At 67.2% G+C, this 25948-nt stretch carries 13 protein-coding genes and 1 pseudogene; 3 read left to right on the forward strand and 11 right to left on the reverse strand.

Translation table 11 applies throughout. From position 1 onward, the window contains the following. The first annotated feature begins 77 nt into the window (after positions 1-77). On the forward strand, positions 78-12989 hold the full coding sequence (locus K3F48_RS14355; RefSeq protein WP_222576115.1) for a filamentous haemagglutinin family protein: 12912 nt from the start codon (positions 78-80) through the stop codon (positions 12987-12989). A gap of 99 nt (positions 12990-13088) precedes the next feature. On the opposite strand, the gene dctA is transcribed toward K3F48_RS14355, so the two are convergent. From dctA to arsC, 11 genes and pseudogenes are all read right to left on the reverse strand, one after another. Then, the gene (gene dctA / locus K3F48_RS14360; RefSeq protein WP_222576116.1) at positions 13089-14351 is read right to left on the reverse strand and encodes a C4-dicarboxylate transporter DctA; all 1263 of its coding nucleotides are present in this window, start codon (positions 14349-14351) and stop codon (positions 13089-13091) included. 195 nt (positions 14352-14546) lie between these two features. Next, positions 14547-15068 (reverse strand): ribosome maturation factor RimM, encoded by a 522-nt coding sequence (rimM, locus tag K3F48_RS14365; protein WP_222576117.1) that lies wholly within the window; start codon positions 15066-15068, stop codon positions 14547-14549. Between the two features lie 235 nt (positions 15069-15303). Next, positions 15304-15654, reverse strand: coding sequence for a 30S ribosomal protein S16 (gene rpsP / locus K3F48_RS14370; RefSeq protein WP_222576118.1), 351 nt, complete (start codon positions 15652-15654; stop codon positions 15304-15306). A gap of 88 nt (positions 15655-15742) precedes the next feature. Then, positions 15743-17287: a signal recognition particle protein gene (gene ffh, locus K3F48_RS14375; protein WP_222576119.1), complete on the reverse strand. Its 1545-nt coding sequence runs from the start codon at positions 17285-17287 to the stop codon at positions 15743-15745. A gap of 678 nt (positions 17288-17965) precedes the next feature. Continuing rightward, positions 17966-18291: pseudogene (locus tag K3F48_RS14380) on the reverse strand (type II toxin-antitoxin system ParD family antitoxin); the annotation flags it as partial. Positions 18292-18331: 40 nt separating this feature from the next. Continuing rightward, positions 18332-19129 carry a DNA-binding domain-containing protein gene (locus tag K3F48_RS14385; RefSeq protein ID WP_222576120.1) on the reverse strand — a complete coding sequence of 266 codons (798 nt, stop codon included), beginning with the start codon at positions 19127-19129 and terminating at the stop codon, positions 18332-18334. Then, on the reverse strand, positions 19126-19974 hold the full coding sequence (locus tag K3F48_RS14390; RefSeq protein WP_222576121.1) for a DUF692 domain-containing protein: 849 nt from the start codon (positions 19972-19974) through the stop codon (positions 19126-19128). The genes K3F48_RS14385 and K3F48_RS14390 overlap by 4 nt, the downstream gene beginning before the upstream one ends. Positions 19975-20061: 87 nt before the next feature. Continuing rightward, positions 20062-20283, reverse strand: coding sequence for a hypothetical protein (locus K3F48_RS14395; protein WP_222576122.1), 222 nt, complete (start codon positions 20281-20283; stop codon positions 20062-20064). Between the two features lie 190 nt (positions 20284-20473). After that, positions 20474-21367 (reverse strand): NAD(P)-dependent oxidoreductase, encoded by an 894-nt coding sequence (locus K3F48_RS14400; RefSeq protein ID WP_222576123.1) that lies wholly within the window; start codon positions 21365-21367, stop codon positions 20474-20476. 112 nt (positions 21368-21479) lie between these two features. Further along, positions 21480-21974, reverse strand: a complete 495-nt coding sequence (locus K3F48_RS14405; protein WP_222576124.1) for a DinB family protein — start codon at positions 21972-21974, stop codon at positions 21480-21482. A gap of 67 nt (positions 21975-22041) precedes the next feature. Then, a complete protein-coding gene (gene arsC / locus K3F48_RS14410) occupies positions 22042-22392 on the reverse strand; it encodes an arsenate reductase (glutaredoxin) (protein WP_222576125.1) in 351 nt (116 codons plus the stop codon). A 238-nt stretch (positions 22393-22630) separates the two neighbouring features. Between arsC and glmM the strand changes: the two genes are divergently transcribed. Next, a complete protein-coding gene (gene glmM / locus K3F48_RS14415; RefSeq protein ID WP_222576126.1) occupies positions 22631-23980 on the forward strand; it encodes a phosphoglucosamine mutase in 1350 nt (449 codons plus the stop codon). A 295-nt stretch (positions 23981-24275) separates the two neighbouring features. Beyond that, positions 24276-25829 (forward strand): radical SAM protein, encoded by a 1554-nt coding sequence (locus K3F48_RS14420; protein ID WP_222576127.1) that lies wholly within the window; start codon positions 24276-24278, stop codon positions 25827-25829. The last annotated feature ends 119 nt before the right edge of the window (positions 25830-25948 follow it).

Below are 25948 nucleotides of genomic sequence, written 5' to 3' on the forward strand. Positions count from 1 at the left end.
AGAGGGGGCGAACGGACACGGACGCATCGGCCGCGTCCTCTCGGACCGTTCGTTCTTCGACGCGAGAGGAAATTCCGATGGCCGGCACGAGATCCGTTCTGTTTCAGCCGTTTTCCGGGCGTCGCCGCGGTCCGATTCGCCGGACGCTCCTGGCGACGGCGAGCGCCACCGTGCTGGCGCTCGCCTCTCCGCAAGACGCGAAGGCGCGGCCGCTCGGAGGCTTCGGGGCGACGACCTCGGCGCCGACGACGGCGACGACCGACGCGCTGGCGGGCGCGGCGCAGGCGACCGCGATCGCCAAACAGACCCAAACGTCCCTGACGCGGGCGGCGCAGGCGATCCAGTCCCTGCAGGCCGCGCAGGCCGCCGCTCGCAGCGCCGCGCAGGCCGCCACGAGCCTCGTGCCGAACGGCTTGAAGCCGGGTGGGCTCGTCGTCGATCCGCGCGTCGGCTTCGCCAATGGCGTCAGCACGACTCCTGGCCTCTGGTCCAATATCAGCGCGCCGGTCGAGACCGTCGACGCCGGCGGCCATGACACGGTGACCCTCACGCAATCGGCGAAGCGCGCGATCGCCACTTGGCAGCAGTTCAATGTCGGCAGGGACACGACGGTCCATTTCGACCAGAGCGGCGGCAATTCGGAGAACGGCAACAACTGGGTCGTTCTCAACCGCGTCGACGCGAGCGGCTCGCCGAGCCGGATCCTCGGCCAGATCAAGGCCGAGGGGACGGTGCTGCTGCTCAATCCGAACGGCGTCATCTTCACCGGAACCAGCCAGATCAACGTGCATTCGCTGGTCGCCGCGTCGATGGATATGAACAGTTTCGTCGGCACGGCCAAGGGCGCGTTCAAGGCGAGCGGCCCGGCCTATGCGCCGATTCTCGCCGATGGAATCGCGCTGACGGCGGCGGATGGAACGCCGCTGCTCGCGCCCTCGGACGAAGCCAACGCCAACGCGACGTTCCTGAACAACGGATTGTTCGTCAACACCGGCTTCAGGCTCCCGAATTCATTCGCCTCGACAGGCGATTCCGCGGTGTTCTCGGCCGGCCTCGTTCCGGGACAGGACAATGTCGGCGTGCGCGTCGAGGCCGGGGCGCGCATTTCGACCGACGTGGGCGGCTTCGACAATGGCGGCTATGTCGCGCTGCTCGGTCCGCAGGTGACCAACGCCGGCTCGATCACGACCTCGGCCGGGCAGATCATTCTGGCGGCCGCCGGGACCGTGCAGCTCGCCGAGCCCAGCGGAACCACGAGCCAGACCGGCTTTGCGACGCGCACGGACGGAAGCGTCTCCAACCAGCTGCTCTATTCGCCGCCCTCGGTGAGCGGGGGCGCGTCGGGGGTGAACGACGCAAGCGGACTGCTCGTCGCGAGGCGCGGCAATGTGACGATGATCGGCGACACGGTCGAGCAGCGCGGCCTCGTCGAGGCGACGACCAGCGTCACGCGCGCGGGCTCCATCACCATGGTCGCGGGCGACCTTCGGTTCGCCCCGGGGAGCCTGACGACGATCCTGCCCGAGGAGAATGGGGAGACGATCCCCTCCGACGCCACCTCGCTCGCCGCTTTCGTCGCGCCGCGCATCGATATCGCGGCGACCGATGTGACCTTCCAGTCGAGCTCCTGGATTCTCGCGCCGTCGGCGACGATGGTGGTGACGGGGCCGGGGCGGCCCAACGGCCCCGGCGGCGAGGCTCCCCTTCCGTCCGGGCGCGTCGTCTTGGAAGCAGGCAGCGTGATCGATCTGTCGGGCCTGACGTCGACGCGTTCGTACAGCGACTATCTCTACACATTCAAAGTCACCCCCAATGATGTCGCCGACACGCCGCTCGCCCAGAATCTGATCGGCCAGACGGTGACCATCGATCTCACGCTCTCGGGCACGCGCGCCGACGGCGAGACATGGGTGGGCTCGCCGCTGTTCGCCTCCTCGGGCGCCGGCTATCTCGCCAATGTCCCCCAAGGCATCGATCAGCTTCTGAGCAAGGGCGGCTCGCTGAGCTTCGGCGGCGGCTCCTCGAGCGTCGGCAATAATCTCGGCACAGTGGCCTTCGTCGACGTGCTGCAGGCGCCGGGCTCGGTCATCGATGTCTCCGGCGGGCTGATCCAATATGCCGGCGCGCATATGTCGACCACGCAGCTCGTCGGCGCGGACGGACGGTTCTACGACATCGGCGCCGCCGACCCGTTCATCGGCAATACGATCTACCGAGGCTTCGCGGTCGTCCATTCGCGTTGGGGCGTCATCGATTACTACGCCTCGTCCCTGCTCCGGGGCGGCTACGTCAAGCCCGACGACTTCGACGGAATGAGCGCCGGCGGCGTCTCCGTCGCGGCCGTCACCCCGATATTGGAGGGCGCGATCGCCGGCGACATAGCGATCGGCGCCAGGCAACGCGCGCTGGCGCGGATCGGCGCCAATGGCGTGCAGGCGACCCCCGACCAATTGCCGACCGGAGCGTCCCTGGCGATCACGATGGCCGCGGACAGCGGCGGCGGACGCAACACCGCGATCCTCCTCGTCGCCTCGGCGCCGGACCTTCTGGGGACCGACGCGGCGCTCGGCGTTTCGCCGACCCTGCCGACGAACGCCGATGGCGCGCCCGTCATCACCTATTCGACCGATCGCTTCTCGTCCCTCGGCCTCGGATCGATCTCCATCGCCGGCGCCACCACGCTCGCGATGGCCGAGGGCGCGAGCCTCTCGGTGCGGGACGGCGGCAGCATCAAGCTCGCGAATGTCGCCGCCATCGACGGCTCGCTCATCGCGCATGGCGGCAGCATCGTCATCAACGGGGTGACGCCGGCGAGTCTCGCGGCGGCGAGTGGCGAGCTGCCGTCCACCGTTGTCGGCGGCCATGCGGTCCTCGACGTCAGCGGCCGGTGGATCAACGACGCGGGCCGCTACAGCGATGCGGCCGGCGCGCTCTATATCAACGGCGGCAGCGTCAGCCTGGCCACCTACAATATGAGCGAGGCCGTCTCCTTCGACGAAAACGCTCAGTGGACGGTGACGGCCGAGGACCACAGCGCCTCCATCGTGCTGCAGGCCGGAAGCATCGTCGACGTCTCCAGCGGCGGCTATGTCGCCGCCGACGGCAGGCTCAAGACCGGCTCGGACGGCCTTCCCGTGGGCAAGGGCGGCAATGTCTCGCTTCGCACCTATGCCGGAACCTGGCAAGGCAATACATTCGTCTTCGACTATTTCGGCGGCAATCTCGGCCACGCGCCGCAGTCGCAGACCGCCGGCAATGTCGTCATGGACGGGACGATCTACGCCGGCGGCCTGTCGCAGGGCGGAACCTTCACGCTGCGCGCGCCGATGATCACGATCGACGGGCAGGCGACGAAGGTCGCGTCGATCACCGAGGGCGAGCAGGCGGGCACGGTTGTGCTGCCGACCTCCTTCTTCAGCGACAGCGGATTTGGCAGCTTCGACCTGACCAGCGTCTACGGCAGCGCGACGGTCGCGGCCGGAACCACGCTGACGCTGAAGCAGCAGAATTATCTTCTCTCCTCGACATCGAGCCTGCCGGCGACGGGCGCGCGGCCGCGCGATTTCGCGGCGTTCGGCTATGCCCCGGACGGCCTGCGCCATGCGGCAAATCTGGCGCTGACGCAGGCCGGCTATCGCAATGGCGCCGCGGACAGCCCCAGCGAGACGGCGCGGCTGCTGATCGACGAGGGCGCGAGCATCCTCGCCGATCCGCTGGCCAATATCACGCTCACGGCGGGCGGCCCGGCCGTCATTCTCGGCACGGTCCGCACGCATGGCGGCAAGATCGCGATCAATGAAGGAATGCCCTCGGGCTTTCCCGCCTATCGGCGCGATGGTCTGCCGCAATATGTCTGGCTCGGCCAGAATTCCGTGCTCGACGTGTCCGGAACATTCGTGCCCGATCCGCGCGTCACCGCCTATTCGACGGGCACGGTGCTGGCGGGCGGCTCGATCGTGTTCAGCGGCATTTCGTCGTCCAGCGGGGCGCTCACCGAGGGCGCCGGGACCGTCATCGCGCTCGCGGGCTCGATCATGGACATTTCCGGCGCGAGCGCGACGATTGAGGAGCCCGGCGGCGCGAGCCTCTTCGGGCCGAGGATCACGACGCGGGAAATCTGGAGCGACGGCGGCACGCTGACAACCGGCGGCTATCTCGGCGGCACGATCCGCGCGGCGGGCGGAGCGCCGCAGGCGGCGGGCGGCAAGCTCGTCGCGGGCGACATGATCGTCACGCAGAGCGGCGATGTGTCCGCCGCCTTCGGCAGCACGCCGCCGACGTGGCGATCGGATGCGGCGTTGCATCTGCCGCCCGGAGCCAATGTCACGGCCGACACGCTCAACAGCGCCGGCTTCGGCTCGGTGTCGTTTCCCGGGCCCACCTTCAGCGGCGACGTCGATCTCGAGATCTCCGGCTCGATCCTGATCGACTCCTTCGCCGCGATCACGCTGCTGCCGGCGGGCGTCTACGACAAAAACCACTCGCCGTCCTGCGAGCCCTTTGGCGCCTGCATCCCGTCGATCGGCGCGACCAAGGTGACGCTGGAGGCGAATTACATTCGTCTGGCCAACTCCGGGCTCTCCTCGTTCGCGTCGCAACTGCCGCAGCTCGCCGACGGCGAGCTGACGCTCGCGGCGCGACAGCAGATCGACGTCGTCGGCGTCGTCGGCGTTAAAAACGCGGGCGTCGTCAATCTCGTCTCCGGCGGCGACATCCGCCTCATCGGGACCTACGACTACGGCAAGACTCTGCAGGATCAAAACGGCGTGGATGCCGCGAGCGACGGCTATGGCGGCTTTCCCTTTGTCGGCGCGCTGCTGGTCGCGGATAATCTCAATCTCACCGCGCGGACCATCTATCCCGCCACCAACACCGCCTTTCTCATCGAATCGCTCGGCCTCGCGCCGGCCGCCGCCGCGGGCGTCCACAACAGGATCGCCTTCTCCTCGAACGGCCAGGCGCCGGTCGCGCCATTGTCGGCGGGCGGCGCGATCGTCGTCGACGCCAAGACAATTCAGCAGGGCGGGGCGCTCTACGCGCCGCTCGGATCCATCGTGCTCGGCCTCGGCGCGGGGCAGACGCTGCCCTCGCTCTTCGTCAGCAATCCGACCAATAATCCCTATGATCCAGTCCAGAATAACACCGGGCTTCTCTCCGGGCTGGCGCAGAATGTCATGACCGACAGAGTCACGCTGCTCCCCGGCAGCGTCACCTCGGTCTCGGCGGCGGGGCTCATGATCCCCTACGGCTCCACGACCGACGGCGCCGAATGGACGTCGAACGACGCGATTCTCAACGGCCCGCCGGCGAAGCTCATCACGCTCGGCGGCGCGAATGTGGATGCGCAGGCCGGGGCGATCCTCGACGGGCGCGGCGGCGGCGATATCTACGCCACCGAATTCATCCCCGGCACCGGCGGCTCGCGCAATGTGCTGACGACGAGCACGCAGGCGGTCTATGCGCTGCTTCCCGGTTTTGGCTCGGCGCTCGCGCCCTATGATCCGGCCTTCGCCACCAGCGTCGCCGCCGGCCTCACCGTGACGCTTTCGGGCGGCAATGGGGTCCCGGCGGGGACCTATACGCTGCTGCCCGCCGAATATGCGACGCTGCCCGGCGCCTATCGTGTCGTGGTCGTCTCGACGAAGACGAATCCCTATTCGCAGAGCTTCGCCACAGCCGACGGCTCGGTCTATGCGACCGGCGTGCTCGGCAATGCGATCACCGGCTCGCAATCCCCGCAGGCGGCGCTGCTGCAGATCCAGTCCAAGGAGGTCTGGACGCGCTATTCCCAGATCGACGTCACGACCGGCAAAAGCTATTTCACCGCGCTCGCCGCGAGCAATGCGACGGCGCTGCCGCGTCTCGCCCAGGACGCCGCGCGGCTCAGCGTCGCCGCCGGCGTCAATCTGTCGCTCGACGCGACCAATCTGTTCGATCCGGCTTCCGGCGGCCTCGGCGGCATGCTCGACATCACCGGCGAGAAAATCCTCGTCGCCGCCTCCGACCGGCTGGCGAGCTTCGGCGCGCAGGCCAATGGGACATTCACGCCGAGCGCCGAATATGAGGGCTATCTCGTCCTCGACGCCGACATGCTGAGCGATTTCGGCATCGAGAGCACGCTCATCGGCGGCTATCGCAGCAGCACGTCGGAGGGGACGCTCGTCACCGCCACAGCCCTCGATCTCGAGGTCGCGACCGACGCGGCGCATCCGCTGACCGGGCCGGAGCTGCTGCTGGTCTCGCTCGCCTCCACCGTCGCCGGCGACGGCCATCGCGGCCTCGTCGTCGACGACGGCAGCGTCATAGCGGCGAAGGGCGCGGTCGCCGGCGGCGCGGCGACAAAGCTGCTCATCGGCGTCGATCCGGTCGCCCAGTTCTCGGGACTGCAGGTCCTGCTCGGCTACACCGCCGGCGTCAGCGGCGACGGCGCGCTGCTGCGCGTTTCCAACGGCGGCGTCGCGGATATCCAGCGCCGTTTCGTGCCGGGCGTCTATCGGATTCCGGCGACCACGCCGGCGCCGGAGGGACCGGTCTCGCCGGTCGCGCTCGGCGCGCTGACGATCGGCGAGAATGTCGCGCTGTCCGGAGCGGCGCTGACGCTCGACGCCAGCGGGTCGACGACGCTCGCCGCCAGCGCCCGCCTCGTCGCGAAGAATTATGATCTCGCCAGCGGGCTCATCAATCTGGGCGGCGGCTCGGGCGGCCTCGTCGTCACCACCGGCCTCATCGGGCAATTCGCCGGCGCCGAGTCGGTGCGCCTGCGCTCGGCCTCTGTGTTCAACCTCTATGGCTCCAACGCCTTCGGCGACGCCGCCAACCGGATCGGCGCGCTGACGCTCGACGGCGCCGGCCTCTACAGCGACGGCGGCGCGACCACGATCATCGCGGGCGACATTGCTTTTGTCGACAGTCAGGCGGTCGCCAACAAGAGCGGCGCCGACACGGGGGGCGCGGGCGGCGTCCTCGCGCTCGACGCCAGCGGCGCGCTCACCTTCAGCGCCGGCTCCAAGAGCTTGTCGGGATTCGCCAGCGTGTCGGCGACGGCCGGCTCGAAGGCGCTGTTCTCGGGCGCCGGCGGCCTCGACGCCGGCGGCGCGAAGGTGACGCTGACAGCGCCGCTGATCCTCGTCGACAAGGGGGCGTCGCAGAGCCTTTCCACCACGGGCGCCTTGACGCTGGCGCGGGGCGCCGGCGCCGCGCCGTCGATCGACCCGACGTTCATCGGCGGTTCGCTGAGCTTTGCGGCCGCCTCGATCAACGCCTCCGGCACATTGGTCGCGCAGGGCGGCAAGCTGACGCTCGAGGCGACGACCGGCGATCTCGTCCTGTCGGGCGATGCGCTGCTGTCGGCGGCCGGCACGCGCATCATGATCGGCGATCTCGTCCAGGATACGCCCGCCGGCGCGATCCGTCTCGTCGCCGACGCGGGCGATGTGAAGCTGGGCGCGGGAACGACGGTCGACGTCTCCGGCGCGGGCCGCGGCTATGCGGGCTCGCTCTCGATCTACGCCCGCGGCGCGGCGAAGCTCGCCGGCGCGCTGAAGGGCGGCGCCAAATATGACGACCTCGGCGGCGAATTGCTCATTCTCGCCGGGCGCCTCGACGGCGCGCTGCCGCTGGCCTCCGGCTTCACGCGCGGCTTCACGATGAGCCTCGGGCAGGGCGACATCGTCATCGACGCCGGCGAGACGCTCAAATCCGAAAATGTGCTGCTCGTCGCCAATGGCGGCGGCGTCGTCGTCGACGGACACATCGACGCGAGCTCGGCCTCCGGCGGAAGCATCGCGCTCTATGGCGCGGGCCGCTCGACCGCCGCCGCAGGAACCGCGAACGCCTCGGGCGTCGCCATCGGCTCCCGCGCGACGCTCGAAGCGCGTTATCGGGCGCCCGACGCGGATAGTCCCGGCTATGGGAATGGCGAATCGACGAAGGTGCAGCGCGGCGGCACGATCACGCTCGGGACGACGGGCGCGCCGGACGGCTCGCTGAACGCCGACTATGGCTATCAGAATGTGCCCCGCTCGGGCGCGATCACTGTGGCGGCGGGCGCGACATTCGACGTGTCCGGCGGCGACGGCGGCGCGGATATCGACAATACGGGCGGCAGCGTCGTGGTGCGCGCGCCGATTCTCGCGGATGGGACCATCAATGTCCGCTTCAGCGGCGCGATCGTCACCAGCGCCAGGGCGGACGGCGCGGCGAGCGGCGATCCGCTCGTCGTCAACGCCTTCGCGGTGTGGAGCACGACGGACGCCTCGACCGATCCGAACAAGCATTTCGACGGCGTCATCGATCCGGCCGGCTTCTACGGCGCCGATGGAACGCAGCTGATCGTCGCCAACGCCAAGGGCGTCTATCCGTCCTCGACCGCGGCGGCGCCCGCCGACGGCGCCTATCTGCCGCATGTGCAATTCTATCAGAAGACGCTGCTCGATTTCGTCAACGCGCCCTTCGACACGAGCGCGATCGCGGCGCGGCTTTCGGGCGCGACGCTGAAGGTCGGCTCGAACGCCGCGACGGCGCTGCCGTCCTCGGCCCTGCATCTGCGCCCCGAGATCGACCTCGTCAATCCGTCGACGAACGTCAACTCCGGCAATATCGTCGTCGCCAGCAATTGGAATTTCGGCGCGGGCAGCATAGACGCGAATGGCAATGTCAATCTGCTCTATCGGACGACGAGCGGCGGCGAGCCCGGAACGCTCATGTTGCGCGCCGCCAACAATGTGAAGATCAATGCGACGATTTCGGACGGATTCTTCACGCGCTACACGCTCGCGTCCGGCGGCGCCGAGGATGCGGCCTCGATCTATGCGCGCGAGTCGAGCTCCAGCCTCTATCTCGCCTATCTCGCCATGTTCTCGAACGGCGTGCTGCAATATGATTCGAGCGGCCTCACCAACTTTCTGAACAACTATCAAGGATTGAGCTGGGACGATATCGGCGTGACGCCGCCGCCCACGACCTCGGCGGCGAGCGCATCCTTCTTCAACCTGTCGCAGAGCGTGTTCGACACGCTGCAATTCGAGCTGCAGGCGCCGACGGTGATTTCCGGCTCCGCGTCGGTCATCGATCAATATAATCAATACTACGCCGCATATGCGAAGCTGTTCCGCCTCTACGAGACGGAAATCGTCGCCATGAACACGAACGGCGCGCAAGGTCTCGGCGTTGCCGGCGGAACCTATCTTTCCTACGCCGACGTCTTCACGATGGCTCAGATTTTCGGCATCGGCCTGGATCCGTCGAGCTCGAGCTATCTGTACATACCCGCGGCGCCGACCCTTTCCAGCAGCTACTACAACATTCTGGGCGGCTTCGGCTCCGTCACCTATCTCGACGGGGTGGAGGGCGGTTGGGCGTCGACGACCGCGACCGATTATGCGACCCAATGGGCGGCATATTTCTACAATGTGGCCAATTTCAACCTCGCCAACCATTACTACGGCTTCGGGATATTCAACACGACTTGGGACAATGTCGCCGGCGTCGCCGCCCGGACGGGCGTCCCATACGCCGTCGCGGTGACGCCGCCCTACGCTCCGCCGGCCTATGCCACCATGCAGCCGGGATATTTCTCCTCGGCGCCGGCGGCGCATCCCGCCGACGCCATCGCCAACAACGCCAGCGCCTACTACGGCGCGACGGGTCTGCAGAGCATCGTCAACACCACCGCCTCCGCCGATCTGATGACGGCGGCGGTGAGCGGCAAGGGCAGCTTCTCCTATAATTTCGTCGGCGGCGCGCTGTTCGATGCGAACGGCATGTCCTCGGTCGATCCCAACGCCGTGGCGCGGCTCTCCTCGCTGAGCGACGATCTCACCGGCAATGTCACCGTCGACGGGCATGTGTCCTACACAAATCCCGTCGACGGCCTCACCGTCAATGTGCCGACGCTGGTCCGCACGGGAACGAACGCGATCACCATAGCGGCGGCCGGCGATTTCGCGCTGCTGGACGTGGTCTCTCCGGGCGCGGTCTATACGGCGGGCCATGTCGCCGACAATGCCGACGGCTTCGACGCGCCGACGCTGCGGAGCGTCACGACGAGCAGCGGCCTCGTCACCACGCCCGTATGGGCCACGGCGGGCGGCGATATCGTCATCACGGCGGGGCGCGACATCATCGGCATCGAGACGCCGACCGATCCGACCGGAACGCAGTTCACCACGGAGATCCACAGCGGGACCGGCGCCAACTATTCCATCGGCGTCTCGACCGGGCAGTTCTGGAGCGCCTGGCACTATGTCGACGGCCTGTCCAACGGCAGCTCCACGGCGCCCTTCGACCCGAGCGCGGGCGCCGTGCAATATTCGAGCTGGATCAATTACGGAACCTTCTTCCAGGGCTTCGGCGCGCTCGGCGGCGGCGACATCACGCTGAAGGCCGGACGCAATGTGCAGGATGTCTCCGCCTCGCTGCCCGAGACCATTCAGCTGTCCGGCGGCCGCTCGGCGGGCGGAGCGGCGGCGCTCGCGCATTTTTATGGCGGCGGAAATCTCCTGGTCGAGGCCGGCGGCGACCTTCTGTCCAGCGTCTTTTACGTCGGCCGCGGAACCGGCCTCATCCGCGCCGGTGGGAGCATCGTCGCCGATGCGACGTTATACACGACCGAGTATCGCGACGGGCATCCGGTTGCCCAATATTACGACTGGGACGGGGTGAAAAAGACCGCGATAACATCCGTGCCCTTGCTGCTCGCCGTGCAGGACAGCTACATCAGCGTGCAGGCGAGGGGGGACATCGAGCTCGGCGGCATTTTCGCGCCGACGAACATTCCCGCCGACTACAAGAACGACGGCTCGCTGCCGCTCACCATCGGCGCCGCCTTCCAAAGCTATGGCGCGAACAGCGGCGTCTCGCTGACGAGCGGCATAGGCAAGGCGAGCCTCGGCGCGGGCGGACGAGATACATTGTTCACCCATTTCCCATACCAAGGCATTGGAACAGGAGGACAGTCGAGCGGCGCCGTTCCGGCGAGCCTGTCCATCGCCGCGCTCACCGGCGACATCGATCTGCTCGGCGTCTCCCTCCATCCCTCCGCGACAGGCGAGTTGAGCCTCGTCGCCGGCGGCTCCATCAAAGGGCTCGGCGCCATCTCCAACTCCGTCATCACAATGAGCGACGGCGCAACCGGTTCCATTCTCGGCAGCCCGTCGGCGGCGCTCACCGCGCCGCTGCACGCGGACGACGATACGCCCGTGCTCATCTATGCGGGCGAGGACATCGACAGCGTGAACTTCACACTGAACAAGCCGGCGCGCATGTGGGCCGGCCGCGACATCGCCAACGTCGTCTTCATCGGCCAGAACAACGCCGATGGCGACATCACCAGCATCATCGCCGGGCGCGACATTCTCGCCGCGCGGACGCCCGACATCTTCCTTCACCCTCATAGAGTGACGACGAGCAGCTTCACGCTCTATGGGCCGGGCGACTTCCTGCTCGAGGCGGGACGCAATCTCGGGCCGTTCAACACCTATGGCGGCGTCGGCGGCGGCATTCTCGCCGTCGGCGACGGCGCCAATTACGCCGCGGTCGGCGTCGCAGTGAAATCCTATCTCCCGACGCAGGGCGCCGACATCACGCTGCGCTACGGCGTCGGCGGCGGCGTCGATTACGCGGCCGCCCTCGCGATCTATGGCGATGCGGCGATCGCCTCGGCGAGCGGGATGGATTTCGTTTCCGCCGTCATCCCGCAGCTCGAGCAGTACCTCGAGCGGCTCATCGTGGCGCAGGCCAAGGCGGCGGGCGTCGCCGATCCGGTCGCCAGTGTGAAGCTCACCCCCGCCGAGGCCGCCGACATTTTCACCGCGCTGCCGACCCTCGCCATCGGCGCCAAGCTCGCCGCGCTGGCCGAGAAGGCGGGCTATTCCGGCCTCTCATTCGATCCGACGCCGTCGCAGGCGCTCGCCCTGCAGAGCGAGCAGCAGGCGCTGAAGCTCGCGATGGATCGCGGCTTCCTCGATCTGCTCACCAGGGTGAGCCTCGACTACAACAATCCGGCGAGCGCCTATTACGGCAAATACGCGCGCGCCTATGACGCCATCTCGACCTTGTTCCCGGCCGCGCTCGGCTATACCGACAATAGCGAAGGCGGCACGGGCGTCGCCCCGGCCATGGTCCATACCGGCGATTTGAGAATGGCGCGCTCGCTGGTCGAGACCCAGACCGGCGGCGGCGTCGATATTCTCGGCCCCGGCGGCAACGCCTATGTCGGCTCCAACAGGGCCGACACATTGACCCCGGCGCAGCAGGGCGTGCTGACGCTGCAGGGCGGCTCGATCCGCAGCTACACGGATGGCGGCGTGCTCGTCTACCAGAGCCGTATCTTCACCGAGCAGGGCGGCAATATCGAGCTGTTCTCGGCCAATGGCGACCTCAACGCCGGCAAGGGGCCGAAGAGCGCGGCGGCCTATCCGCCCCTGCGCGTCGTCTGCGACGCCGACGGCTATTGCCGCGTCAATCCGGCCGGCCTCGTCACCGGCGCCGGCATAGGCGCGCTGATCTCCGTGCCCGGCCAGGATCCGACGAAGAGCGATGTCGTGCTGACGGCGCCGCATGGAACGGTCGACGCCGGCGCGGCGGGCATTCGCGTCGCCGGCAATCTCAACATCGTCGCGCAGCGCGTGCTGAACGCCTACAATGTTCAGGTGCAGGGAACGGCCGTCGGCCTGCAGGCGAGCGTGTCGGGCCCCAATGTCGGCGCGCTGACCGCGGCCTCCAATACGAGCGCCGCGGCCACCAAGGTCGACAGGCCGAGCGCGGGGTCCGATGCGAATGACAAACCCTCGATCATCCTCGTGGAGGTCATCGGCTACGGCGGCGGCGAGGTCGGCCCGTCCGACGATCCGAGCGGCGAGGAGCGTCGGGGGCGCAGGCGGGACCAGAGGAGCTACGACACGAATGGCGCCGTACAAATTTTGGGCCATGGCGATTTGACCGACCGCGAAAGGCAGTATTTGAACAAGGACGAAAAAGAAAGGCTGTAGAATCGGCGGAGCGCCGCCGCGGTGACGTTTCCGATCCATTCGGGTCGGAAACGTCACCGAAGTCGCAACGAGCGAGGAATCCCGCCATCTCGCGATGGATCAAACGAGCTTGCCGCGATCGAGCTCGCCCTCCCACCAGGCGACGACGATGGCCGCGACGCCATTGCCGCAAATATTGGTGAGCGCCCGGCACTCGCTCATGAATTTATCGACGCCGAGCACCAGCGCCATGCCCGGCGCGAGACGTGGATCGATGGCGGAAAGCGTCGCGCCGAGCGTGATGAAGCCCGCCCCGGTGACGCCCGACGCGCCCTTGGAGGTGAGCATGGCGACGGCGAGAATGGTCGCCTGCTGGCCGATGGTGAGCTCGACGCCGAGCGCCTGGGCGATGAACAGGCTCGTCAACGTCATATAGATATTGGTGCCGTCGAGATTGAAGGAATAGCCGGTCGGCACGACGAGGCCGACCACGGATTTCGAGCAGCCGAGGCGCTCGAGCTTCTCCATCAGCTGCGGCAGCGCGCTCTCGGAGGACGAGGTGCCGAGCACGATCAGCAATTCATCGCGGATGTAGAAGAGAAAGCGCAGAATGTCGAAGCCGACGATTCTGGCGACGACGCCGAGAACGAGCACGACGAAGAGAATGGCGGTCAGATAGAAGGAGCCGACCAGCCAGGCGAGATTGACGAGCGACTGCGTCCCATATTTGCCGACCGTATAGGCCATGGCGCCGAAGGCGCCGATCGGCGCGGCTTTCATCACGATGGCGATGACGCCGAACATCGCCTGGCCGATGTCGTCGACCACGGCGCGCAGCGCGCGGCCCCGCTCGCCCGTCGCCATCAGCGCGAAGCCGAACAGCACCGAGAACAGCAGCACCTCGAGGATATCTCCCTTGGCGAAGGCGCCGACGACGCTGTCGGGAATAATGTCGAGCGCGAATTCGACGCCGGTCTTCTGCGCGCCGGGCTGAATGAATTTGGCGGCGGCGGCGGCGTCGGCCTTGCCGGAGAAGCCTGCGCCGGGCTGAATGAGATTGCCGACGAGAAGGCCGAGCGCCAGCGCCACAGTCGAGACGATCTCGAAATAGATGAGCGCCTTGACGCCGACCCTCCCGATCTTGGCGGCGCTCTCGATATGGGCGATCCCGGAGACCACGGTGCAGAAGATGATCGGCGCGATCACCATTTTGATGAGCTTGACGAAGCCCTTGCCGAGCGCCTCGACCCATGGGCTCGCGGCGATCTCCGGCGCCAGCGCGCCGAGCGCCGCGCCGGCGAGAATGGCGGCCAGCACCTGGAGATAGAGAAGGCGATGCAGCGGCGTGCGCGTCGGCGTCGCGACGGTGGGGGCGGTGGTCAAAGGGACGTCCTCGAGGTCATCGGTGGTCCGTTCTTAGAGCGTTACTCGATCCGAATGGATCCGGTAACGCTCCAGCATTCTTTAGTTTGAGCGAATTCTGATCGATCGAACGATTCCGTTCGATCGGAACGCGCTCGAGACCGCAGTCAGCGGCGGGAGCAACGCGGCGGTTCTGGCAGGCGCCTGTCGCCGAGGCTAATGCGACGCTTCGGTCGGGTCGCTGTCGGGCGGCTCCGCCACGACGCGCCCGCCGGCGATGTCGACCACCGGGATCACGGCCTTGGTGAAGGGCAGCAGCAGAGTTTCGCCGCCCTCCGGCGGCGCGATCTCGAGAATGTCGCCCGCGCCGAAGTTGCGGACGCCGATCACCACGCCGAGGGTCGCGCCTGCGCGCGTCTCGGCGCGCAGGCCCTCGAGATCGGCGAGATAGAATTCGTCTTCATCGGGCGTCGGCAGCGCCTCGCGCGGAACATAGAGCTCGACGCCGGTCAGCGCCTCGGCGGCGCTGCGGTCGCTCACCCCTTGGAGCCGGGCGATGAACATATCCTTGCCGAGCGAGCGCAGCGACGAGACGATGAAGCGGCGCTTGCCGCTCGCGTCGAAGAGCGGGCCATAGGTCGAGATCGCCGCCGGATCGACGGTGAAGCTCTGCAGGCGGATCTCGCCGCGCACGCCATGCGCGGCGCCGAGCCGGCCGAGCAGGACGGCGCCTTTCATGCCGCGGCGAGCGCGAGCCCGAAGGCTCGCGCTCCAAAGGAAGAAAGAAGGGCGAGCCCGAAGGCGCGCGGTCCAAGGGAAGAAGGGAGAGCGAGCCTGAAGGCTCGCGGTCCGGGGAGGCGCGCTGTGGACCACGAGCCTTCAGGCTCGCATCCCGGGGCCGGCGACTTCGCGAGCGTCCAGACGCCGCGTCGCGGCTCTGGACGGCTTCGCTCTGCTCGCGATGACGCCGTCATCAGGCCGAGGCGGCCTCGGCGGCCGCGGCCGCGGCGGCGGCGCGCTCCTGGGCCTTCTTCTTCGGCTGCGCCTTCTGCGGATTATTGCGCGCGTCGCGCTTGCCGACGCCGACGCTTTCGAGCAGGCGGGCGACGCGGTCGGTCGCCTGGGCGCCCTTGGCGATCCAGGCCTGCGCCTTCTCGGCGTCGAGCACGAGACGGTCGGCCGCATCCTTCGGCTTCAGCGGATCGAAGGTGCCGAGCTTCTCGATGAAGCGGCCGTCGCGCGGCGAGCGCGAATCGGCGACGACGACACGATAGAAGGGACGCTTCTTGGCGCCGCCGCGGGAGAGTCGGATTTTCAGGGACATGTGTGTTTTGCTTCCTTCTGTGAGCGAATAGCGAGTAGCGAGTAGAGCAAGCGAACTATTCGCTATTCGCTACTCGCTACTCGCCCCTTCATTTCTTCTTCCCGAACGGGTTGAGCCCGCTCAGAAAACCTCCGCCGCCGCCGAGCCCGGGCAGGGTCGGCTTGGACGAGAATGCAGACGCCGGCGGCGCGGCGGGAATGCCGCCGCCCGGGCCGGGGGAGGGCGGCGCGCCGCCCATCTTCTTCTGCAATTCGGCGATCTGCTCCTGGCTGGGCGCGGGCATGCCGCCGAGGCCCATCATCTGCGCGGCCTTGCCCATCATGCCGCCGCGCTTCATGCCCCCCATGGCCTTCATCATGTCGGCCATCTGGCGGTGCTGCTTCAACAGCTTGTTGATCTCCTCGACCTTCACGCCGGAGCCCGCGGCGATGCGGCGCTTCCGCGAGGCCTTCAGAATATCGGGATTGCGCCGCTCCTTGGGCGTCATCGACGAGATGATGGCGCGCTGGCGCTTGAACATCTTGTCGTCGATATTGGCGGCGGCGATCTGCTCCTTCATCTTGCCGACGCCGGGGAGCAGGCCCATGATGCCGCCGAAGCCGCCGACCTTTTCCATCATGGCCAGCTGATCGGCGAGATCCTGCAGATCGAACTTGCCCTTGGCCATGCGCTCGGCGGCGCGGGCGGCCTGCTCCTGATCGACGGCGGCGGCTGCCTTCTCGACGAGGGCGACGATGTCGCCCATGCCGAGAATGCGATTGGCGATGCGCGACGGCGAGAATTCGTCGAGCGCGTCCATCTTCTCGCCGGTGGCGATGAGCTTGATCGGCTTGCCGGTGACGGCGCGCATGGAGAGCGCCGCGCCGCCGCGGCCGTCGCCGTCGACGCGCGTCAGCACGATGCCGGTGAGGCCGACGCGATCATCGAAATTCTTGGCGAGATTGACCGCGTCCTGACCGGTCAGCGCATCGACGACGAGCAGAATTTCATGCGGCTTGGAGATGGCCTTGATCTGCGCCATCTCCTCCATCAGCGGCTCGTCGATATGGGTGCGGCCGGCGGTGTCGAGCAGCAGCACGTCATAGCCTTCGCGCCGCGCCGTCTCCTCGGCGCGCTTGGCGATTCTGACCGGGTCCTGGCCCGGCACGATCGGCAGCGTGTCGATATTCACCTGGCGGCCGAGAATGGCGAGCTGCTCCTGCGCCGCCGGGCGCTTCACATCGAGCGAGGCCATCAGCACGCGCTTGCCGTGGCGCTCGGCGAGCCGCTTGGCGATCTTGGCGGTGGTGGTCGTCTTGCCGGCGCCCTGAAGGCCGACCAGCATGATCGGCACGGGCGCCGGCGCGTCGAGATCGATCGGCTGCGCGGTCGAGCCCAAAGTCTCGACCATCACGTCATTGACGATCTTGACGACCATCTGGCCGGGCGAGACCGACTTCACGACATTGGCGCCGACGGCCTTCTGCTGCACCTTGTCGGTGAAGGAGCGCACGACGTCGAGCGCGACGTCCGCCTCGAGCAGAGCGCGGCGCACCTCGCGCATGGCCTCGGCGACATCGGCCTCGGTCAGCGCGCCGCGTCGCGTGAGCTTGTCGAATATGCCGGAGAGCTTGTCGGAAAGGCCCTCGAACATGCGTGTCTCCTGGTGGGAGCGAGGTGCGAATGGCGAGTAGCGAATAGAGCCGAAGCTCGATCTATTCGCTACTCGCTATTCGCCCTTCGCTTCTCCAAAGCAAAGCGCGCCCGGGGGCGCATCGCGCTGCCGGGCGTTGGCCTCTCGCCTCGCGGGCGATTAGGCGGGTTCCGAGTCATCTCTGACGAGATTGCCTGCCTTTTAGGCGGGGCGGGGCGGGGAGTCAATGTGACGGTTCGACATGTCAGGGCTCCGAATTCGGGTTAACGAGCAGAGAGTTTTCAGCGTCATGGCCGCGCTTGTCGCGGCCATCCACGCCGTGACGGCCCGCAAAGCCGGAACATGAGCCGAACATCACCGCCTCGTTTTTCCGCACGTCGCAGTGTCACGGCGTGGATGCCCGCGACAAGCGCGGGCATGACGCGGTTGCACGGAAAGTTGTTGACCTGGATTCGGAGCCCTGTTCGACATGTGTCGAGATGTGCTTTGCGCTACAGTGCAATCGGGTGAAGGACTATATCCCTGATCCTCGTCCTGAGGAGCCCGCGAAGCGGGCGTCTCGAAGGACGGCAACGAGAGAAACCTTTGATTTCGCTCCGCGGCCGTCCTTCGAGACGCCGCCTGGCTGGACGACGCTCGCAGAGAGATGGAAGTCGCCCACTGCGTCAGGAGCCGGCTCCGCGCGCCCGCGCCGCGTCCGAGGCCGCCGATATAATCGTCCAGTTCCGCGCCCGGCACGGCGTCGAACCGCCCTTCGTCGACATCGGCAAAGCCGACGCGGGCCGCTTCGCGCAGCGCCTCCAGCTTCGCCGTCTCGCGGGCGTCGCGCTGCTCGATCAGCCGCAGGCCCTCTCGCATCACCTCGCCGGCGTTCTGGTAGCGTCCGGACCTCACCAGCCGATCGATCACCTCTTCATGATGATATCGGTCAACACCACATTACGCGCGTCGGCATGGCGGCCCTTCGGCGTTCGTCGCCTCGATCTACGTAGCAGCAATGGCATATTCGGCCAATCACGCGAGGGCGCTGAGGCGCGCGCGAGCCTATTCGCCTTTCTCCCCCCGCACCCCCGCCGACGCCACCAGCCCTTCCTCGAACCAGCCGGTCAGCAATTGCGCGATGCGCTCGGGCGAGGCTTCGCTCTCGTCTCGAAACGCGGCCATCTGGCAGATGTCGCCGAAGGCGTGGCCGTCGAGCGCGAGCGACAGCGCCAGAAACTCGTCCGGCTCGAGCGCGCGGTAGACCGAATCGAGATCGGCGCGCCAGACGGCGACGTGCTCCGCCCCCGCGCTCGGCTCGGGAAGCTCCGCTCCCTCCACGGCCGCCGTATGGGTCGCCGTCGTTCCCGCCGAGAGCTCCAGCAGAATGAGGCTCGGGTGAAAGCCGAACACGAGGCTCGGCCAATCATCCGGCGCGAAGGCCGCGAGCGCGTCGAGGCGCAGCGACTCGGCGTCCGCCGCGTCGAAGGAGTCGGTCAGCGCCCGCTCGAACAAGGCGAGATCGATCGCCCGCGCATTGCCGCGCCACGCTTCGTCGCCGCGCATGAAATCCGGGAGCCGGCTCGTATACCAGCGGGCGTTGCGCTTGCGCGAGGGCTCGGCGTCGATATAGGCGTCGGCGAGCGCCTGAAACGCTTCCTCGCCGAGGAGCGCGCGCAGCGCCGGATAGTCGGCGACGAGAAATTCGACGAAGCGCAGCCGATAGGCGTTCACATAGACGCCGAACAGGGTGGTGCGGTCGGCGCGCCGCGAATTCTTCACCGATTCGAGAATGCTCGCGCCGTCCTCATGGCCGGCGAGCACGCCGGCCTGGAAACGCGCCTGCAGCTCGGCGAGAGTCATGCCGCTTCGCTCCTCTTGCCCTCCGCATCGGCTCGGGCCGCGATCTCGCGCAGGCGCGCGAGCTCGCTCAGCAGCTCGTCGAAGGGCGGGAAATTATCGTCGCGCTCGATCATGGTCGAGACCGGGCCGAAGCGGCGCCAGGCGCGCTCATAGAGCGCGAACACATCCTCGCAGACCGGCTGGTCATGGGTGTCGATGCGATGCGTGCCATTGTCGGTATGGCCCGCCATATGAAACTGCACGACGCGCTCGACCGGAATGGCGTCGATGAAAACATTCGCGTCGAAGCCGTGATTGAAGCCCGAGACGACGACATTATTGACGTCGAGCAGCAGCTGGCAATCGGCGCGGCGCGTCAGCTCGGCGAGGAAGTCCCATTCGCTCATCTCGGATTCGCGAAAGGTCACATAGGTCGACGCATTTTCGACCACGAGTCGGCGCCCGAGAAAGTCCTGCGCGCGCATGACGCGCTCGGCGACATGGTCCAGCGATTCGCGCGTATAGGGAATCGGCAGCAGATCATGCAGGCTGATTCCGTGAACGCCGGTCCAGGCGAGATGATCGGACACCCAGGCCGGCTCGACGCGCTCGGCGAGCGCCTTCAATTCGCGCAGATAGTCGACGTCGAGCGGGTCGGTCGAGGCGAGCGACATGGCGACGCCATGCATCACGATCGGGTAGTCGGCGCGCACGCGCTCGAGCATGGCGGTCGGCCGGCCGCCGCCGGTCATGTAATTTTCGGAAATGATCTCGAACCAATCGACAGGAGGATGCGTGGAGATGATCTCCTCGTAATAGATCGGCCTCAGGCCGAGGCCGAATCCGAGAGGCGCGGGTCGCGTCATGATCGTCCCTCCTTATGTCGCGGTCCTCGCGCGGCTCGCCGCCGCAAACCGACCGCGCCGCGACGGCGCGATCGATAAACATACGGCTCAGCGGCCCTTGCAGGCGCCCTTGGCGCTGCAGCCCGCCTTATGGTGCTTGCAGGCGCCCTTCTTGGTCATGCACTTCGCCTTGCCGCCGCAGTGGCCTTTTTCCATAGTGCAATGATGACGGGAATGCTTGGCGGCGGCCTGCGTCGAAACGCCGCCGGCCAGCGCCAGCGCGATGGCCGTGGCCGCGAGGGTCGAGCCGGAAACGATCTTGGACTTCATGGAGAGTCTCCCGAATTCGCCTTCCGCCCCCAAGCGGAAGCACGAGCTGGGCCAGCGTGGCCCAGCCTGACCATAGCACCGGGCCTCGGATTTGAAAGAATGTTCTCCCGAAGGCCGGCGCGGCATGGTCGATGTTTCAAAGAAGCGCTCCGGTGGGCGGCTCTCCCGCGAGCCTCCCCGCGGAAGAATGCTATCCGCCGCCGCGCATCGCGCGCAGCCGCGCAATGAGGCTGGAGGTGTCCCAGCGCTTGCCCCCCATGCGCTCGACCTCGGCGTAGAACTGATCGATGAGCGCCGTCACCGGCAGGCTCGCGCCATTGCGGCGCGCCTCGGCCATGCAGATGGCGAGGTCCTTGCGCATCCATTCGACGGCGAAGCCGAAGTCGAACTCTCCCGCCAGCATGGTCGCGTGGCGGTTCTCCATCTGCCAGGACTGCGCCGCGCCATTCTTGATGAGATCGATCACCGCCTTGCCGTCGAGCCCGGCGCGGGTCGCGAAATCCAGCGCCTCGGCGAGGCCCTGGACGAGGCCGGCGATGCAAATCTGATTGACCATCTTGGTCAGCTGCCCGGAGCCCGGCGGCCCCATCAGCCGGCAGGCGCGGGCATAGGCGGCGGCGACCGGCTCGATCTTGGCGAAGTCCTCGGGCTCGCCGCCGCACATCACGGTGAGCGCGCCCTTCTCGGCGCCCGCCTGTCCGCCGGAGATCGGCGCGTCGACGAAGCCGAGGCCCATCTCCTTCGCGCGCGCGTGCAGCTCGCGCGCGACCTCGGCGGAGGCGGTGGTGTGGTCGACGAAGACGGCGCCCGATTTCATGCCGTGGAAGGCGCCGTCGGCGCCGATCGTCACCTGCCGCAGGTCATCGTCATTGCCGACGCAGGCGAAGACGATTTCGGCGCCCTCGGCGGCGAGCCGCGGCGTCGGCGCGGTCGCCGCCCCGGGAAATTGCCCGGCGAAGCGGGCCGCTTTCTCGGCGGTGCGATTATAGACGGCGACGCGATGGCCGCGCGCGAGCAAATGGCCGGCCATGGGATAGCCCATCACGCCGAGGCCGAGAAATGCCACAGTTTTCGGTGCGGTCACGCGATTGTCTTTCCTGTCGATAGGCGGCGGCGTCGGATCGAGAAGACCGGAAGGCTCCAGAAATGCGCTCGTTCTCTCGAGTCGTCCAGGCGCTTGCCGGCCGCCGGGGCGCTCACATCAAGATGAGATCGGTGTCCTCGGGTCTCGACCCCGCCGCGGTGAGCATCGCATGGACCTGTCCGCGATGATGGGTCTGATGATTGAAGACATGGGCGACGACGAGCGTGCGCGGCATGACGATGTCCGCCCCGCGCGTGCCGGAGAACCAAGAGAGATCGCCGGCGAGCGCCGCTTCGTCGAGCCTATCCGCCCAGCCGATCAGGAGCTCGTCGAGCTGCCCGCGCTCTGTCTTCGTGCTCGCCCAGTCGGAGCGAAAAGCGGGGGAGTCGCTCAGGCCGAGCTGCGGCTTGGGTCCGCCGGCGAGACGGCTCATCCACATGGCGTCGGCCCAGAGCAGATGATTGAGCGTGCCATGGATCGAACGGAAGAAGGCGCCGCGATCCTCGCGCCGCGCCGCATCGGATAAACGATCCGCCGCCGCATAGAGGCTGGCGTTCTGCCAGCGATTGTAGCGGGCCATCCTTTGCGCGAAGGCGGGTGAGATCATTTCGGCTTTCCAATATTGCGCCATGCGATTCTTGGCGCCACAGCGAGGCCGCCCGGGGGCGGCTGCGTCATGTCAACAGCGTCTCGACCACTTCCGGCGGGCGGCACAGCGCCGCTCTGCCGTCGACGACGACGATCGGCCGCTCGATCAGGACCGGATGCGCCGCGATCGCGGCGAAAATCGCCTCGTCGCCGACGGCGGGATCGTCGAGCCCGAGCTCCGCATAGGGCGTTCCCTTTTTGCGGAGAATGTCGCGGACCGTTTTCCCCATCGACTTCAGCAGCGTTTTCAGCGTCTTGGCGTCCGGCGGCGTCTTCAGATAATTGATCGTCTCGGGCTCGAGGCCGGCCTCCTTCAGCCGCGCGAGCACCTTGCGGGAGGTCCCGCAGGCCGGAGTGTGATAGATGACGGCACGCATTTTCACTCCCTTCGACGGGCGCGCCCGCCGTGCTATAGCGACGAGGCTTCGCCGCCACGCCGTTAACCATCGGCGCGAGAGGCGGCGCATGCTTTCGAATCCAGCGATATTTTTTAAGGACGATTCGGCCCGCCGTCGAGGACGGCGCGCAGAAGCCGTCCGAAATTGCCCACAATCGGCAGCCTATTGCATCTTTGGCCCGGCGCGGCCGCACATGACCTCAGGAGAAGAGTGGCACATGACGCGCAGCTATTTCGGCACGGACGGCATTCGCGGCAGGGCCAATCAAAAGATCACGCCCGAGCTGGCGATGAAGGTCGGCCAGGCGGCCGGCCTCATCTTCAATCGCGACGGCGAGCGTCGCCATCGCGTCGTCATCGGCAAGGACACGCGGCTGTCCGGCTATATGATCGAATATGCGCTGGTCGCCGGCTTCACCTCGGTCGGCATGGATGTGCTGCTGCTCGGCCCGATGCCGACGCCGGCGGTCGCCATGCTCACCCGCTCGATGCGCGCCGATCTCGGCGTGATGATCTCCGCCTCGCACAATCTCTACGAGGACAATGGCATCAAGCTGTTCGGCCCGGACGCCTACAAGCTGTCCGACGAGACCGAGGCCGAGATCGAGAAGCTGATCGAGCGCGATCTGACGAGCCGGCTCGCCGGCCCGCAGCATCTCGGCCGCGCCAAGCGCGTCGAGGACGTGCGCGCCCGCTACATCGAATACGCCAAGCGCACCCTGTCGCGAAACATGAGCTTCGAGGGGCTGCGCGTCGTCCTCGATTGCGCCAATGGCGCCGCCTATAAGGTGGCGCCCGAGGCGCTGTGGGAGCTCGGCGCCGAGGTCATCACCATCGGCGACGATCCGGACGGCTTCAACATCAACCGCGATGTGGGCTCGACGGCTCCGCAGAAGCTGCGCGAGAAGGTGCGGGAGATGCGCGCCGACGTCGGCATCGCGCTCGACGGCGACGCCGACCGCGTCATGCTGGTCGACGAGCTCGGCCATGTGGTCGACGGCGACCAGCTGATGGCGGTGGTCGCGCGCAGCTGGCGCGATGAGGGCTGGCTGGCCAAGCCCGGCGTCGTCGCGACGATCATGTCCAATCTCGGCCTCGAGCGCTATCTCGGCTCGCTCGGCCTCACGCTGGAGCGCACCGCCGTCGGCGACCGCTATGTGATCGAGCGCATGCGCGAGCGCGGCTATAATGTCGGCGGCGAGCAGTCCGGCCATGTGATCCTCTCCGACTATTCGACGACCGGCGACGGCCTCGTCACCGCGATGCAGGCTCTGGCCGCGGTCAAGAAGCTCGGCCGCCGCGTCAGCGAGGTCTGCCGCGTGTTCGATCCGCTGCCGCAAGTGCTGAAGAATGTGCGCGTGCGCGGGCCGCGCGCGCTCGAGGAGGACCTGGTCGTGCAGGCGATCGAGGCCGGCAAGCAGCGGCTCGACGGGGCAGGGCGTCTCGTCATCCGCCCCTCGGGCACGGAGCCGGTGATCCGCGTGATGGGCGAGGGCGAGAATCCCGATCTCGTGACCAGCGTCGTCGACGACATTTGCGACGCGCTGACGCGCGCGCAGGCGGCGTGACGGATTAGTCGAATCTGGCCGCGCGCTCCTTCCGCTTGTGGGAGACGGCAGCCCCGCGAAGCGGGGCCGGATGAGGGTCCGCGCCCTCATGCCACTATGTTTCGTAACGCCCTTTTCTGACGCGCCCTCATCCGACCCGACTTCGTCGGGCCACCTTCTCCCGCCCTGCGGGAGAAGGAAGCGCCCTTTTCTGTAGAGCTTCCGGCCGTCCCTGATTTCCCGGTCTTTTCCCGCCTTGCCGGCCCCCGAAAAAAATGCCCTTAATCGGCGATTGCCGAGCAGGGGGCCTGCCGAAATGTCTCTTTATATCGTCAATCCCGCAGCCGATTTTCCCACTTATTTCGGAGCTGAAATTCTCGCCGCATCGGGCCGGCGGCCCGGCGTCATGATGGCGGATCTGTCGTCGACGACCCTCGCCGCCCTCGCGCCGTCCGATCTCGACATCGAGATTTGCGACGAGGGCGTCGCGCCTGTCGATCTCGATCATCCCGCCGAATGGGTCGCCATCACCGGCAAGGTCAGCCAGCGCCGTCGCATGATCGCGCTCGCCGACGCGTTCCGCCGCCGCGGCAAGAAGGTCATCATCGGCGGGCCATACGCGAGCCTCAGCCCCGATCATCTGCGCGATCATTGCGACGTGCTCGTCTGCGGCGAGGCGGAAGAGATCGCGGGAGAAATTTTCGCCGACCTGCGCGCCGGCCGCTCGCGCGACGCTTATTTCGGCGAGAAGCCGTCGCTGGACAAGAGCCCGCCGCCGCGCTGGGAACTGTATCCGGTGAGCCGCGCCATGCTCGGCGCCGTGCAGACATCGCGCGGCTGTCCGTTCGAATGCGAGTTCTGCGACGTCATCCAATATCTCGGCCGCAAGCAGCGCCACAAGCCGATCGCCAAGGTGATCGCCGAGCTGGACAATCTCTGGCGCCACGGCTTCCGCGCCGCCTTCCTCGCCGACGATAATTTCACCGCCTATCGCTCGCATTGCAAGGAGCTGCTGGAGGCGATGGCGCATTGGCGGCGCGACGGCCGCCCCATGGATTTCGTCACGCAGATTTCCATCGACGCGACGCGTGACGACGAATTGATGGACATGCTGGCGGAGGCCGGCGTGCATCAGGTGTTCGTCGGCATCGAGACGCCGAATGTCGAGAGCCTGCGCGAAGCCGGCAAGCGACAGAATTTGAAGATCGACATCGCCGGCGAGGTGCAGAAGCTGATCGACCGCCGCATTTCGGTGATGGGCGGCATGATCGTCGGCTTCGATCACGATGGGCCGAGCGTGTTCTCGCAGCAATATGAGTTCGCCATGTCGACGGCGATCCCGATCTACAGCCTCGGCGCGCTGATGGCCTCGGAGGCGACGCCGCTCCACGACCGCATCACCCGCGAAGGCCGTCTGCTGCAAGGCACGGTGGAGACGCAGGCTGTGCCCTGGGGCTCCAACATCCGGCCCGTGACGATGACCATGGAGGAGCTGAACGCGGGCCTGCACAATCTCTGCAACGCGCTCTATGCGCCGGCCGCCTTCGGCGAGCGCATGCTGCGCTTCATCGACGGCTTCGGCCGCGCGCGCGCTCCCGTCGACGCGAAGATTCCTGAGGCGTCGTCGTTCCGCGAGATCGAGCAGGAAGCGATGCAGATCGCCGCCGATGTGCGCAAGCTCGGCGACAAGGAAGGGCGCATGTGGAACAAGGTATGGGGCGCCGCCTTGCGCAAGCCCGAGACGGTGACCATCGTCGCGCGCATCATGTTCCAATATGCGCAGGCGCGGCACATGTTCGACAAGGGCAATTATTGGGAGCCCCAGCTCGCCTACGCCCCGCCGCGCCCGCAGGCGCAGGCGGCGGAGTGACGGCAATCGGGTGAAGGAAAAATTCCCTGCCCCTCGTCCGGTGGAGCCGCCGCAGGCGGCGTCTCGAAGGACGGCCGCGAGGCGAAATCAAAGGTTTCTCCCCGTTGCCGTCCTTCGAG

It is taken from the genome of Methylosinus sp. Sm6, assembly GCF_019802345.1.
GTDB lineage: Bacteria > Pseudomonadota > Alphaproteobacteria > Rhizobiales > Beijerinckiaceae > Methylosinus.